Source organism: Staphylococcus equorum, from assembly GCF_029024965.1.
Taxonomy (GTDB): Bacteria; Bacillota; Bacilli; order Staphylococcales; family Staphylococcaceae; genus Staphylococcus; species Staphylococcus equorum.
On sequence record NZ_CP118982.1, the window covers coordinates 2409477 to 2425089 of the forward strand.

Genomic DNA, 15613 nt, shown 5'->3' on the forward strand with positions numbered 1-15613 from the left:
TTACTTAACCCCTTTACTTAGTTGATTAAATTCATTTTAAAAGATAAACTGGTATTTAAAAAGGGACAATTATAGATTAATTTAGGAGGTCAGTTGTAATGACAAAAGAGCATTTATACATCAATCTATACGAGAATCTAAAAAAACAAATCATTGAAGGCCAATATAAATCAGGAGATAAATTTCCTTCAAAACGCGCGTTAGGGCAACATTTATCTGTAAGCAATACAACAATCGAACATGCTTATCAAATCCTATCAGATGAGGGGTACATATTCGCCAAGCCACGATCAGGCTATTTTGTATCTGACGTTGAAACTTTACCAATTATTACCAGAGAAATACATGCATCAAACACACATCATGAACAAAATAACGACAATCAAACTCAACAAACATATGAATTTGCCTTTAACTTATCAGAAATAGATGCAGAATACTTTCCTATGCAACAATTCAGAAAATATGCGCGCGATGCTTTTGAAGATAGCCAATTAAACTTACTACAACATGCAAATCCCAAAGGAGAATGGACATTACGCCAAGAAATAGCGCATTATTTATTTAATAGTAGAGGCGTAGCATGTCATCCAGAACAAATCATTATTGGTTCTTCTACAGAACAACTTATTAATTTAGTGACTGATATATTGAATAAAGGCCGCTTTTTAATTGAAAATCCTAGCTATCCACCCATCAAACAAGTTTTAGACAAAAAACAAATTACTTATCTTCAAGTACCTGTGAACAATACAGGAATTGAACTAGAATATTTCAACGAATCTAATAATAATATTGCTTATGTTACACCTTCTCATCAGTTCCCTACCGGCTATGTGATGAATTTAAAAAAGCGTACTCAACTTATTCATTGGGCACAGCAATTTGAAAATAGATACATTATTGAAGATGATTATGATTCGGAATTCCGTTACTTTGGAAAGCCTATTCCTGCATTACAAAGTTTAGATACAAAAGATAAAGTCATATATATTAGTACATTCTCAAAATCTTTATTCCCAAGTTGCAGAGTTGCCTACCTAGTATTACCTAAAAAATTGTTAAAATTATATAATACACTAGAAAATAAAGAAGGTAATACAGTGCCTTCACATATACAAAAAATGGTGGCAAGCTTCATGCAGTCAGGTAGTTTTGAGAGACATTTAAATAAAATGAGAAATGTTTATAGAGACAAACTTAAATTTATATTAGATGCACTCAAACCCTATGAAGAACAATTAGAAATTGATGGTACATTAGCAGGCATGCACTTTACACTAACTGTAAAAAATGGCTTGACTATGACGCAATGTTTAAAAAATGCAGAAGAAAACAAATTGAAAATTATTCCTTTTAGTAAATATGATAAATCACAACAATCTGTAAAATTCATTTTAGGTTTTGGTGGTATACCTTTTTCACAACTAGAAGGACATACCAATGCACTAATTCGTTCTCTGACAATTTTAAAGCATGACTAATATCTAAAGCACTATTTTCTTGCCAGCAAGATTAGTAGTGCTTATGCAAGTAAAGTATCATTTTTTAATTTATAAAGAACCACTTTTTCGCTTGCGAAATTAGTAGTTCTTATACAAGAGCACCAGCTTTTGTAATCCTTAAATTAAACTCATCTCTATCGGACCATCCTCTCTTTTTTGCGCATAAAAAAAGAGACCTCTCGGTCTCGGCTCATCGCATCCTATAATGCTGCCTGTAAAGCCCCACTTCTCAATTTATTGAGTCTAGTGAGACTTACAAATGAGTTAAAACTCATTTGTCTCTTTACCTACTCTTGCGAAACGTAAGTCGGCTACCATCGACGCTAAGAAGCTTTAAAGCACTACTTTCTTGCCTGCAAGATTAGTAGTGCTTATGCAAGAGCCACAGCTCTTGTAAACACTTAATATTTCCCTTACTCACTTACCGCTTGTAAGCTCGTCTCGTCTTTCGCTCAGTTCGTCAGCTTCTAAAGAACTACTTCTCAAAATCATTGGGATTAGTAGTTCTTACACATGAGCTTCAGCTTATGTGCTCATGGCTTAAACAAGCTATTTTTGGAAGTTAAGCTCCTTTTGCGCACAAAAAAAGAGACCTCTCGGTCTCGGCTCATCGCATCCTAAATGCTGCCTGGCAACGTCCTACTCTTGCGGAACGTAAGTCCGACTACCATCGGCGCTAAGGAGCTTAACTACTGTGTTCGGCACGGGAACAGGTGTGACCTCCTTGCCATTGTCACCAGACAATGAACTGTATAAAAAATTATACATTCAAAACTAGATAGTAAGTAAAATTTGATAATGCCAAACAAAACACTTTTAAATTTGATTAAGTCTTCGATCGATTAGTATTCGTCAGCTCCACATATCGCTATGCTTCCACCTCGAACCTATTAACCTCATCATCTTTGAGGGATCTTATAACCGAAGTTGGGAAATCTCATCTTGAGGGGGGCTTCATGCTTAGATGCTTTCAGCACTTATCCCGTCCATACATAGCTACCCAGCGATGCCGTTGGCACGACAACTGGTACACCAGAGGTATGTCCATCCCGGTCCTCTCGTACTAAGGACAGCTCCTCTCAAATTTCCTGCGCCCACGACGGATAGGGACCGAACTGTCTCACGACGTTCTGAACCCAGCTCGCGTACCGCTTTAATGGGCGAACAGCCCAACCCTTGGGACCGACTACAGCCCCAGGATGCGATGAGCCGACATCGAGGTGCCAAACCTCCCCGTCGATGTGAACTCTTGGGGGAGATAAGCCTGTTATCCCCGGGGTAGCTTTTATCCGTTGAGCGATGGCCCTTCCATGCGGAACCACCGGATCACTAAGTCCGTCTTTCGACCCTGCTCGACTTGTAAGTCTCGCAGTCAAGCTTCCTTATGCCTTTACACTCTATGAATGATTTCCAACCATTCTGAGGAAACCTTTGAGCGCCTCCGTTACTCTTTAGGAGGCGACCGCCCCAGTCAAACTGTCCATCTGACACTGTCTCCCACCATGATAAATGGTGCGGGTTAGAAATCCAACACAGCAAGGGTAGTATCCCACCAACGCCTCGACGTAAGCTGGCGCTCACGTTTCAAAGGCTCCTACCTATCCTGTACAAGTTGTACCGAATTTCAATATCAGACTACAGTAAAGCTCCACGGGGTCTTTCCGTCCTGTCGCGGGTAACCTGCATCTTCACAGGTACTATGATTTCACCGAGTCTCTCGTTGAGACAGTGCCCAAATCGTTACGCCTTTCGTGCGGGTCGGAACTTACCCGACAAGGAATTTCGCTACCTTAGGACCGTTATAGTTACGGCCGCCGTTTACTGGGGCTTCGATTCGTAGCTTCGCCGAAGCTAACCACTCCTCTTAACCTTCCAGCACCGGGCAGGCGTCAGCCCCTATACATCACCTTACGGTTTAGCAGAGACCTGTGTTTTTGATAAACAGTCGCTTGGGCCTATTCACTGCGGCTCTCCTGGGCGTTAACCCTAAAGAGCACCCCTTCTCCCGAAGTTACGGGGTCATTTTGCCGAGTTCCTTAACGAGAGTTCGCTCGCTCACCTTAGAATTCTCATCTTGACTACCTGTGTCGGTTTGCGGTACGGGCACCAAAATTCTAGCTAGAGGCTTTTCTTGGCAGTGTGAAATCAACGACTCGAGGAAACAATTTCCTCTCCCCATCACAACTTGACCTTAAGAGTGCCGGATTTGCCTAACACTCAGTCTCATTGCTTGGACGTACAATCCAATAGTACGCTTCGCCTATCCTACTGCGTCCCCCCATCGCTTAAAACGAAATTTGGTGGTACAGGAATATCAACCTGTTATCCATCGCCTACGCCTATCGGCCTCAGCTTAGGACCCGACTAACCCAGAGCGGACGAGCCTTCCTCTGGAAACCTTAGTCAATCGGTGGACGGGATTCTCACCCGTCTTTCGCTACTCACACCGGCATTCTCACTTCTAAGCGCTCCACATGTCCTTGCGATCATGCTTCAACGCCCTTAGAACGCTCTCCTACCACTGTCCTTACGGACAATCCACAGCTTCGGTAATATGTTTAGCCCCGGTACATTTTCGGCGCAGTGTCACTCGACTAGTGAGCTATTACGCACTCTTTAAATGATGGCTGCTTCTAAGCCAACATACTAGTTGTCTGGGCAACGCCACATCCTTTTCCACTTAACATATATTTTGGGACCTTAGCTGGTGGTCTGGGCTGTTTCCCTTTCGAACACGGACCTTATCACCCGCGTTCTAACTCCTAAGATAAAATTGATTGGCATTCGGAGTTTGTCTGAATTCGGTAACCCGATAAGGGCCCCTCGTCCAAACAGTGCTCTACCTCCAATAATCATTACTTAAGGCTAGCCCTAAAGCTATTTCGGAGAGAACCAGCTATCTCCAGGTTCGATTGGAATTTCTCCGCTACCCACAACTCATCCGCTCACTTTTCAACGTAAGTCGGTTCGGCCCTCCATTCAGTGTTACCTGAACTTCAGCCTGGTCATGGGTAGATCACCTGGTTTCGGGTCTACGACCAAATACTCAACGCCCTATTCAGACTCGCTTTCGCTACGGCTCCACATTAACTGCTTAACCTTGCATCAAATCGTAACTCGCCGGTTCATTCTACAAAAGGCACGCCATCACCCATTAACGGGCTCTGACTACTTGTAAGCACACGGTTTCAAGTTCTATTTCACTCCCCTTCCGGGGTACTTTTCACCTTTCCCTCACGGTACTGGTTCACTATCGGTCACTAGAGAGTATTTAGCCTTGGGAGATGGTCCTCCCGGATTCCGACGGAATTTCTCGTGTTCCGTCGTACTCAGGATCCACTCAAGAGTGAACAAACTTTCGACTACAGGATTATTACCTTCTTTGATTCATCTTTCCAGATGATTCGTCTAATTTGTTCTTTTGTAACTCCGTATAGAGTGTCCTACAACCCCAACAAGCAAGCTCGTTGGTTTGGGCTCTTCCCGTTTCGCTCGCCGCTACTCAGGGAATCGATTTTTCTTTCTCTTCCTGCGGGTACTAAGATGTTTCAGTTCCCCGCGTCTGCCTTCAGATATGCTATGTATTCACATATCGATAACACGACATAACTCGTGTTGGGTTTCCCCATTCGGAAATCTCTGGATCAAAGCTTACTTACAGCTCCCCAAAGCATATCGTCGTTAGTAACGTCCTTCGTAGGCTTCTAGTGCCAAGGCATCCACCGTGCGCCCTTAATAACTTAATCTTTTCGACCTTCAACACGATAAAATCGGTTGAAAACCTAAAATGTTATTAATCTGTGAGTGTTCTTTCGAACACTAGCGATTATTTCTATTTTTTTGAATTCAAGCTTTTTAAAACTCTAATTCACTCGGTTTTGCTTGGTAAAATCATAAATTTTACTTACATATCTAGTTTTCAATGTACAAATAAAAAATGGTGGGCCTAAGTGGACTCGAACCACCGACCTCACGCTTATCAGGCGTGCGCTCTAACCAGCTGAGCTATAGGCCCATTCATTTATAGAATACTCTAATGAGCATTCAAAACTGAATACAATATGTCAATATCATTCCTCTTCATCTTCTCAAGGAAGATGTTCCGAATATATCCTTAGAAAGGAGGTGATCCAGCCGCACCTTCCGATACGGCTACCTTGTTACGACTTCACCCCAATCATTTGTCCCACCTTCGACGGCTAGCTCCATAAATGGTTACTCCACCGGCTTCGGGTGTTACAAACTCTCGTGGTGTGACGGGCGGTGTGTACAAGACCCGGGAACGTATTCACCGTAGCATGCTGATCTACGATTACTAGCGATTCCAGCTTCATGTAGTCGAGTTGCAGACTACAATCCGAACTGAGAACAACTTTATGGGATTTGCATGACCTCGCGGTTTAGCTGCCCTTTGTATTGTCCATTGTAGCACGTGTGTAGCCCAAATCATAAGGGGCATGATGATTTGACGTCATCCCCACCTTCCTCCGGTTTGTCACCGGCAGTCAACCTAGAGTGCCCAACTAAATGCTGGCAACTAAGTTTAAGGGTTGCGCTCGTTGCGGGACTTAACCCAACATCTCACGACACGAGCTGACGACAACCATGCACCACCTGTCACTTTGTCCCCCGAAGGGGAAGGCTCTATCTCTAGAGTTTTCAAAGGATGTCAAGATTTGGTAAGGTTCTTCGCGTTGCTTCGAATTAAACCACATGCTCCACCGCTTGTGCGGGTCCCCGTCAATTCCTTTGAGTTTCAACCTTGCGGTCGTACTCCCCAGGCGGAGTGCTTAATGCGTTAGCTGCAGCACTAAGGGGCGGAAACCCCCTAACACTTAGCACTCATCGTTTACGGCGTGGACTACCAGGGTATCTAATCCTGTTTGATCCCCACGCTTTCGCACATCAGCGTCAGTTACAGACCAGAAAGTCGCCTTCGCCACTGGTGTTCCTCCATATCTCTGCGCATTTCACCGCTACACATGGAATTCCACTTTCCTCTTCTGTACTCAAGTTTCCCAGTTTCCAATGACCCTCCACGGTTGAGCCGTGGGCTTTCACATCAGACTTAAGAAACCGCCTACGCGCGCTTTACGCCCAATAATTCCGGATAACGCTTGCCACCTACGTATTACCGCGGCTGCTGGCACGTAGTTAGCCGTGGCTTTCTGATTAGGTACCGTCAAGATGTGCACAGTTACTTACACATTTGTTCTTCCCTAATAACAGAGTTTTACGATCCGAAAACCTTCATCACTCACGCGGCGTTGCTCCGTCAGACTTTCGTCCATTGCGGAAGATTCCCTACTGCTGCCTCCCGTAGGAGTCTGGACCGTGTCTCAGTTCCAGTGTGGCCGATCACCCTCTCAGGTCGGCTACGTATCGTTGCCTTGGTAAGCCGTTACCTTACCAACTAGCTAATACGGCGCGGGTCCATCTATAAGTGATAGCAAAACCATCTTTTACTTTAGAACCATGCGGTTCCAAATGTTATCCGGCATTAGCTCCGGTTTCCCGAAGTTATTCCAGTCTTATAGGTAGGTTACCCACGTGTTACTCACCCGTCCGCCGCTAACTTCAAAGGAGCAAGCTCCTTATCCGTTCGCTCGACTTGCATGTATTAGGCACGCCGCCAGCGTTCATCCTGAGCCAGGATCAAACTCTCCATAAATGAATTATGATGTTTGATTAGCTCATAAAATACTAATTTGTGTGTTATCTCTAACACGTTTGAACCAACAATTTAATGTTGTGTTCGGAATTAACGTTGACATATTGCAATTCAGTTTTCAATGTTCATTTCTTAATCACAAGACTTAATTCTACAGGTTATGACTTAAAAAGTCAATAACTTTTCGAAATTAATTTTTGTTTTCTTTAATACTTCCATAAAAAAACGACCCAAAGGTCAAAATGGAATTGCCTGGCAACGTCCTACTCTTGCGGAACGTAAGTCCGACTACCATCGGCGCTAAGGAGCTTAACTACTGTGTTCGGCACGGGAACAGGTGTGACCTCCTTGCCATTGTCACCAGACAATGAACTGTATAAAAAATTATACATTCAAAACTAGATAGTAAGTAAAATTTGATAATGCCAAACAAAACACTTTTAAATTTGATTAAGTCTTCGATCGATTAGTATTCGTCAGCTCCACATATCGCTATGCTTCCACCTCGAACCTATTAACCTCATCATCTTTGAGGGATCTTATAACCGAAGTTGGGAAATCTCATCTTGAGGGGGGCTTCATGCTTAGATGCTTTCAGCACTTATCCCGTCCATACATAGCTACCCAGCGATGCCGTTGGCACGACAACTGGTACACCAGAGGTATGTCCATCCCGGTCCTCTCGTACTAAGGACAGCTCCTCTCAAATTTCCTGCGCCCACGACGGATAGGGACCGAACTGTCTCACGACGTTCTGAACCCAGCTCGCGTACCGCTTTAATGGGCGAACAGCCCAACCCTTGGGACCGACTACAGCCCCAGGATGCGATGAGCCGACATCGAGGTGCCAAACCTCCCCGTCGATGTGAACTCTTGGGGGAGATAAGCCTGTTATCCCCGGGGTAGCTTTTATCCGTTGAGCGATGGCCCTTCCATGCGGAACCACCGGATCACTAAGTCCGTCTTTCGACCCTGCTCGACTTGTAAGTCTCGCAGTCAAGCTTCCTTATGCCTTTACACTCTATGAATGATTTCCAACCATTCTGAGGAAACCTTTGAGCGCCTCCGTTACTCTTTAGGAGGCGACCGCCCCAGTCAAACTGTCCATCTGACACTGTCTCCCACCATGATAAATGGTGCGGGTTAGAAATCCAACACAGCAAGGGTAGTATCCCACCAACGCCTCGACGTAAGCTGGCGCTCACGTTTCAAAGGCTCCTACCTATCCTGTACAAGTTGTACCGAATTTCAATATCAGACTACAGTAAAGCTCCACGGGGTCTTTCCGTCCTGTCGCGGGTAACCTGCATCTTCACAGGTACTATGATTTCACCGAGTCTCTCGTTGAGACAGTGCCCAAATCGTTACGCCTTTCGTGCGGGTCGGAACTTACCCGACAAGGAATTTCGCTACCTTAGGACCGTTATAGTTACGGCCGCCGTTTACTGGGGCTTCGATTCGTAGCTTCGCCGAAGCTAACCACTCCTCTTAACCTTCCAGCACCGGGCAGGCGTCAGCCCCTATACATCACCTTACGGTTTAGCAGAGACCTGTGTTTTTGATAAACAGTCGCTTGGGCCTATTCACTGCGGCTCTCCTGGGCGTTAACCCTAAAGAGCACCCCTTCTCCCGAAGTTACGGGGTCATTTTGCCGAGTTCCTTAACGAGAGTTCGCTCGCTCACCTTAGAATTCTCATCTTGACTACCTGTGTCGGTTTGCGGTACGGGCACCAAAATTCTAGCTAGAGGCTTTTCTTGGCAGTGTGAAATCAACGACTCGAGGAAACAATTTCCTCTCCCCATCACAACTTGACCTTAAGAGTGCCGGATTTGCCTAACACTCAGTCTCATTGCTTGGACGTACAATCCAATAGTACGCTTCGCCTATCCTACTGCGTCCCCCCATCGCTTAAAACGAAATTTGGTGGTACAGGAATATCAACCTGTTATCCATCGCCTACGCCTATCGGCCTCAGCTTAGGACCCGACTAACCCAGAGCGGACGAGCCTTCCTCTGGAAACCTTAGTCAATCGGTGGACGGGATTCTCACCCGTCTTTCGCTACTCACACCGGCATTCTCACTTCTAAGCGCTCCACATGTCCTTGCGATCATGCTTCAACGCCCTTAGAACGCTCTCCTACCACTGTCCTTACGGACAATCCACAGCTTCGGTAATATGTTTAGCCCCGGTACATTTTCGGCGCAGTGTCACTCGACTAGTGAGCTATTACGCACTCTTTAAATGATGGCTGCTTCTAAGCCAACATACTAGTTGTCTGGGCAACGCCACATCCTTTTCCACTTAACATATATTTTGGGACCTTAGCTGGTGGTCTGGGCTGTTTCCCTTTCGAACACGGACCTTATCACCCGCGTTCTAACTCCTAAGATAAAATTGATTGGCATTCGGAGTTTGTCTGAATTCGGTAACCCGATAAGGGCCCCTCGTCCAAACAGTGCTCTACCTCCAATAATCATTACTTAAGGCTAGCCCTAAAGCTATTTCGGAGAGAACCAGCTATCTCCAGGTTCGATTGGAATTTCTCCGCTACCCACAACTCATCCGCTCACTTTTCAACGTAAGTCGGTTCGGCCCTCCATTCAGTGTTACCTGAACTTCAGCCTGGTCATGGGTAGATCACCTGGTTTCGGGTCTACGACCAAATACTCAACGCCCTATTCAGACTCGCTTTCGCTACGGCTCCACATTAACTGCTTAACCTTGCATCAAATCGTAACTCGCCGGTTCATTCTACAAAAGGCACGCCATCACCCATTAACGGGCTCTGACTACTTGTAAGCACACGGTTTCAAGTTCTATTTCACTCCCCTTCCGGGGTACTTTTCACCTTTCCCTCACGGTACTGGTTCACTATCGGTCACTAGAGAGTATTTAGCCTTGGGAGATGGTCCTCCCGGATTCCGACGGAATTTCTCGTGTTCCGTCGTACTCAGGATCCACTCAAGAGTGAACAAACTTTCGACTACAGGATTATTACCTTCTTTGATTCATCTTTCCAGATGATTCGTCTAATTTGTTCTTTTGTAACTCCGTATAGAGTGTCCTACAACCCCAACAAGCAAGCTCGTTGGTTTGGGCTCTTCCCGTTTCGCTCGCCGCTACTCAGGGAATCGATTTTTCTTTCTCTTCCTGCGGGTACTAAGATGTTTCAGTTCCCTGCGTCTGCCTTCAGATATGCTATGTATTCACATATCGATAACACGACATAACTCGTGCTGGGTTTCCCCATTCGGAAATCTCTGGATCAAAGCTTACTTACAGCTCCCCAAAGCATATCGTCGTTAGTAACGTCCTTCGTAGGCTTCTAGTGCCAAGGCATCCACCGTGCGCCCTTAATAACTTAATCTTTTCGACCTTCAACACGATAAAATCGGTTGAAAACCTAAAATGTTATTAATCTGTGAGTGTTCTTTCGAACACTAGCGATTATTTCTATTTTTTTGAATTCAAGCTTTTTAAAACTCTAATTCACTCGGTTTTGCTTGGTAAAATCATAAATTTTACTTACATATCTAGTTTTCAATGTACAAAATAACGCAATGAATACTCGTAATGAGCATTCAAAACTGAATGCAATATGTCAATGTCGTTCCTCTTCATCTTCTCAAGGAAGATGTTCCGAATATATCCTTAGAAAGGAGGTGATCCAGCCGCACCTTCCGATACGGCTACCTTGTTACGACTTCACCCCAATCATTTGTCCCACCTTCGACGGCTAGCTCCATAAATGGTTACTCCACCGGCTTCGGGTGTTACAAACTCTCGTGGTGTGACGGGCGGTGTGTACAAGACCCGGGAACGTATTCACCGTAGCATGCTGATCTACGATTACTAGCGATTCCAGCTTCATGTAGTCGAGTTGCAGACTACAATCCGAACTGAGAACAACTTTATGGGATTTGCATGACCTCGCGGTTTAGCTGCCCTTTGTATTGTCCATTGTAGCACGTGTGTAGCCCAAATCATAAGGGGCATGATGATTTGACGTCATCCCCACCTTCCTCCGGTTTGTCACCGGCAGTCAACCTAGAGTGCCCAACTAAATGCTGGCAACTAAGTTTAAGGGTTGCGCTCGTTGCGGGACTTAACCCAACATCTCACGACACGAGCTGACGACAACCATGCACCACCTGTCACTTTGTCCCCCGAAGGGGAAGGCTCTATCTCTAGAGTTTTCAAAGGATGTCAAGATTTGGTAAGGTTCTTCGCGTTGCTTCGAATTAAACCACATGCTCCACCGCTTGTGCGGGTCCCCGTCAATTCCTTTGAGTTTCAACCTTGCGGTCGTACTCCCCAGGCGGAGTGCTTAATGCGTTAGCTGCAGCACTAAGGGGCGGAAACCCCCTAACACTTAGCACTCATCGTTTACGGCGTGGACTACCAGGGTATCTAATCCTGTTTGATCCCCACGCTTTCGCACATCAGCGTCAGTTACAGACCAGAAAGTCGCCTTCGCCACTGGTGTTCCTCCATATCTCTGCGCATTTCACCGCTACACATGGAATTCCACTTTCCTCTTCTGTACTCAAGTTTCCCAGTTTCCAATGACCCTCCACGGTTGAGCCGTGGGCTTTCACATCAGACTTAAGAAACCGCCTACGCGCGCTTTACGCCCAATAATTCCGGATAACGCTTGCCACCTACGTATTACCGCGGCTGCTGGCACGTAGTTAGCCGTGGCTTTCTGATTAGGTACCGTCAAGATGTGCACAGTTACTTACACATTTGTTCTTCCCTAATAACAGAGTTTTACGATCCGAAAACCTTCATCACTCACGCGGCGTTGCTCCGTCAGACTTTCGTCCATTGCGGAAGATTCCCTACTGCTGCCTCCCGTAGGAGTCTGGACCGTGTCTCAGTTCCAGTGTGGCCGATCACCCTCTCAGGTCGGCTACGTATCGTTGCCTTGGTAAGCCGTTACCTTACCAACTAGCTAATACGGCGCGGGTCCATCTATAAGTGATAGCAAAACCATCTTTTACTTTAGAACCATGCGGTTCCAAATGTTATCCGGCATTAGCTCCGGTTTCCCGAAGTTATTCCAGTCTTATAGGTAGGTTACCCACGTGTTACTCACCCGTCCGCCGCTAACTTCAAAGGAGCAAGCTCCTTATCCGTTCGCTCGACTTGCATGTATTAGGCACGCCGCCAGCGTTCATCCTGAGCCAGGATCAAACTCTCCATAAATGAATTATGATGTTTGATTAGCTCATAAAATACTAATTTGTGTGTTATCTCTAACACGTTTGAACCAACAATTTAATGTTGTGTTCGGAATTAACGTTGACATATTGCAATTCAGTTTTCAATGTTCATTTAAATAATATGGTGGAGACTAGCGGGATCGAACCGCTGACCTCCTGCGTGCAAAGCAGGCGCTCTCCCATCTGAGCTAAGCCCCCATATAAATTTTAAAGAGTCGGGAAGACAGGATTCGAACCTGCGACCCCTTGGTCCCAAACCAAGTGCTCTACCAAGCTGAGCTACTTCCCGTACATAATTTAATTGATTAACACTTTTAAAGATGGTGCGCCCGACAGGGGTCGAACCTGTAACCTCTTGATTCGTAGTCAAGTACTCTATCCAGTTGAGCTACGGGCGCTATATTAAAAATGATGGTGCCGAGGACCGGAATCGAACCGGTACGGTGATCTCTCACCGCAGGATTTTAAGTCCTGTGCGTCTGCCAGTTCCGCCACCCCGGCAAAAATAATGGAGCAGAAGACGGGATTCGAACCCGCGACCCCGACCTTGGCAAGGTCGTATTCTACCGCTGAACTACTTCTGCAAATGAAACTGTATGAGCCATAGTGGGCTCGAACCACTGACCCTCTGATTAAAAGTCAGATGCTCTACCAACTGAGCTAATGGCTCATGAAATGGTGCCGGCCAGAGGACTTGAACCCCCAACCTACTGATTACAAGTCAGTTGCTCTACCAGTTGAGCTAGGCCGGCTATCATGAAGTGATGGAGAATGACGGGTTCGAACCGCCGACCCTCTGCTTGTAAGGCAGATGCTCTCCCAGCTGAGCTAATTCTCCACATAATTTTTAATAAAAGCCTGGCAACGTCCTACTCTTGCGGAACGTAAGTCCGACTACCATCGGCGCTAAAGAGCTTAACTACTGTGTTCGGCATGGGAACAGGTGTGACCTCTTTGCTATTGCCACCAGACAAATTAACTTACTCAATTAATAATACATTGTTTGTTAATCTTTTGCAATAGTCAATTTTACACTATCTTAAAGATTTGTTTACAAGACTTTTACTTGAGTTATGTATATAGTGCTTGTCGTTTTTGACGACTTTTATATATTAATTCATTTTCACTTTAATGTCAATGCTTTTCGAATATTTCTCGAAAAGAAATATTTTAAATGCTTATATATGTCTTGTTTCGTTTCCTTAACTCGACTTGAATAATCTTATCACATAGAATCTATCTTTACCATACCTTTTTTAGTATATTATTATATTTTAATAGCATTATAATACTTAATTGTATCTTATTACTAATTTAATTAATTTATTTAGTACTTAAACCCTCTATTCTCTCTTATTTTTAGTATCTCTATAGAGATACTAAAACAAAAAACAGACCATATATTACGTCTCACCAGTGTGAAATCGTAACATATGATCTAGTTTAAATGATTAAATCAATTATCTCTTAGTTTAAACCAAGCTTTAAATAATCTATTTTTGTTTCATATAAGGGAATAACAATACATCACGGATAGAAGCAGAATCAGTAAGTAACATTACTAATCTATCAATACCAATACCTAAACCACCTGTTGGAGGCATTCCGTACTCTAATGCTTCAATGAAATCTTCATCCATTTCGTGCGCTTCATCATTACCTTCTTCTTTTTCTACTAATTGCGCTTCAAATCTTGCTCTTTGATCAATAGGATCATTTAATTCTGTGAATGCATTACCGTGTTCTCTACCTACTATGAATAATTCAAAGCGATCCGTAAATCTTGGGTCCTCTGGATTTTTCTTAGCTAGTGGTGAGATTTCGATTGGGTGTCCATAAATAAACGTTGGTTGAATTAATGTTTCTTCAACTTTTTGCTCAAAGAACTCATTTAAGATATGACCATATTTCATATTATCTGTTATTTCAATGCCATGTTCTTTAGCTAATGATTTAGCTTCTTCATCAGTTTGCACCTCGAAGAAGTCCACACCTGTTTCTTCTTTAACAGCATCAGCCATATGAACTCGTTTCCAATCAGATTCTAAATCTATAATTTCTTCGCCATAGTTTACTTTAGCAGTACCAAGTACTTTTTCAGAAATATGTCTAATCATATTCTCAGTTATATCCATGATATCGTGATAGTCAGCATACGCTTCATATAATTCAATCATAGTGAATTCTGGATTATGTCTTGTTGATACGCCTTCGTTTCTAAAAACACGTCCAATTTCATAAACTTTTTCTAATCCACCTACGATTAAACGTTTCAAATGTAATTCAATTGCAATTCGCATATATAGTGTTGCGTCTAAAGCATTATGATGTGTTTCGAAAGGACGCGCAGCAGCTCCACCAGGAATTTGGTGCATCATAGGTGTTTCTACTTCTAAAAATCCTCTTTGATTTAAGTAATTACGCATTTCTTGTAATATCTTACTGCGGTTAATAAATGTTTGCGTGCTATCTTGATTTGTAATTAAGTCAAGGTAACGTTGACGATAACGCTGTTCGATATCTTGTAAACCGTGGAATTTATCAGGTAATGGACGTAATGCTTTAGTCAACAACGTGAATGTTTTAGCTTTAACAGACAATTCACCTGTATTCGTTTTGAACATTACACCTTCTATACCTACAATGTCTCCTAAGTCTGCAGAATTCCAAACTTCAAATTGTTCGTCTCCTACTTGGTCTTTTCTTACGTAAATTTGTATTTGACCAGTTAAATCTTGAACATGAGCAAATCCAGCTTTACCTTTTCCACGTTTAGTCATTAGACGACCGGCGATACTTACGTTGCTTTCATCTTCTTTGTCATGTAATTCTTCTTTTGTATATGCGTCCCAATCTTCATGCAATGGGGCAGCCGTAGAAGTACGTTCAAATTTTTGACCAAAAGGATCGATACCTAAATCGTATAATTCTTGTAATTTTTGGCGGCGGACTTGCATTTGGTCGTTCATTTCTTCTGACATTACTTTCTCTCCTTTATGCTTCTTGTTCTAATTTTTATTATTCTTTAGCTTCAATCTTCACTTGGAACGTTTGATAGTTATCTATCATTTGTTGTTCTGTTTATTTCAAAGCTTTTCTAGTCTTACCATATAGATACAGCACACATTAAACCCACACCCATTTTTAACAGTACGTTTAAATGTAACGTTATCTACATTAGCCATAGGAGCAAGAATTACTCTATTATA

2 protein-coding genes, 9 tRNA genes and 7 rRNA genes are annotated in these 15613 nt (G+C 43.7%); 1 reads left to right on the forward strand and 17 read right to left on the reverse strand.

Annotated features, from left to right (window positions below):
- Positions 1 to 98: 98 nt before the first annotated feature.
- Positions 99 to 1484, forward strand: coding sequence for a MocR-like pyridoxine biosynthesis transcription factor PdxR (pdxR, locus tag PYW44_RS11765; protein ID WP_021340032.1), 1386 nt, complete (start codon positions 99 to 101; stop codon positions 1482 to 1484).
- A 647-nt stretch (positions 1485 to 2131) separates the two neighbouring features.
- Here the strand turns inward: pdxR and rrf (PYW44_RS11770) are convergent.
- The 17 genes from rrf (PYW44_RS11770) to lysS all read right to left on the reverse strand — a co-directional run bounded on the left by rrf (PYW44_RS11770) (position 2132) and on the right by lysS (position 15385).
- Positions 2132 to 2246, reverse strand: a 5S ribosomal RNA gene (rrf, locus tag PYW44_RS11770).
- An 81-nt stretch (positions 2247 to 2327) separates the two neighbouring features.
- Positions 2328 to 5251, reverse strand: a 23S ribosomal RNA gene (locus PYW44_RS11775).
- A 192-nt stretch (positions 5252 to 5443) separates the two neighbouring features.
- Positions 5444 to 5520 (reverse strand) — tRNA-Ile (locus PYW44_RS11780).
- Between the two features lie 103 nt (positions 5521 to 5623).
- Positions 5624 to 7176, reverse strand: a 16S ribosomal RNA gene (locus PYW44_RS11785).
- Between the two features lie 250 nt (positions 7177 to 7426).
- Positions 7427 to 7541: ribosomal RNA gene (gene rrf, locus PYW44_RS11790) — 5S ribosomal RNA — on the reverse strand.
- Positions 7542 to 7622: 81 nt separating this feature from the next.
- Positions 7623 to 10546, reverse strand: a 23S ribosomal RNA gene (locus tag PYW44_RS11795).
- Between the two features lie 288 nt (positions 10547 to 10834).
- Positions 10835 to 12387 (reverse strand): 16S ribosomal RNA (locus PYW44_RS11800).
- A 139-nt stretch (positions 12388 to 12526) separates the two neighbouring features.
- Positions 12527 to 12602, reverse strand: a tRNA-Ala gene (locus PYW44_RS11805).
- 17 nt (positions 12603 to 12619) lie between these two features.
- Positions 12620 to 12693: transfer RNA gene (locus PYW44_RS11810), tRNA-Pro, on the reverse strand.
- A gap of 32 nt (positions 12694 to 12725) precedes the next feature.
- Positions 12726 to 12802, reverse strand: a tRNA-Arg gene (locus tag PYW44_RS11815).
- Between the two features lie 14 nt (positions 12803 to 12816).
- A tRNA-Leu gene (locus PYW44_RS11820) sits at positions 12817 to 12905 on the reverse strand.
- Between the two features lie 8 nt (positions 12906 to 12913).
- Positions 12914 to 12988: transfer RNA gene (locus PYW44_RS11825), tRNA-Gly, on the reverse strand.
- 13 nt (positions 12989 to 13001) lie between these two features.
- Positions 13002 to 13074 (reverse strand) — tRNA-Lys (locus tag PYW44_RS11830).
- Between the two features lie 6 nt (positions 13075 to 13080).
- Positions 13081 to 13156, reverse strand: a tRNA-Thr gene (locus PYW44_RS11835).
- Positions 13157 to 13169: 13 nt separating this feature from the next.
- A tRNA-Val gene (locus PYW44_RS11840) sits at positions 13170 to 13242 on the reverse strand.
- Positions 13243 to 13260: 18 nt separating this feature from the next.
- A 5S ribosomal RNA gene (rrf, locus tag PYW44_RS11845) occupies positions 13261 to 13375 on the reverse strand.
- The 16S, 23S and 5S rRNA genes sit together here with 9 tRNA genes alongside, the layout of an rRNA operon.
- Positions 13376 to 13897: 522 nt before the next feature.
- Positions 13898 to 15385: a lysine--tRNA ligase gene (gene lysS / locus PYW44_RS11850; RefSeq protein WP_002508760.1), complete on the reverse strand. Its 1488-nt coding sequence runs from the start codon at positions 15383 to 15385 to the stop codon at positions 13898 to 13900.
- Positions 15386 to 15613 lie beyond the last annotated feature (228 nt).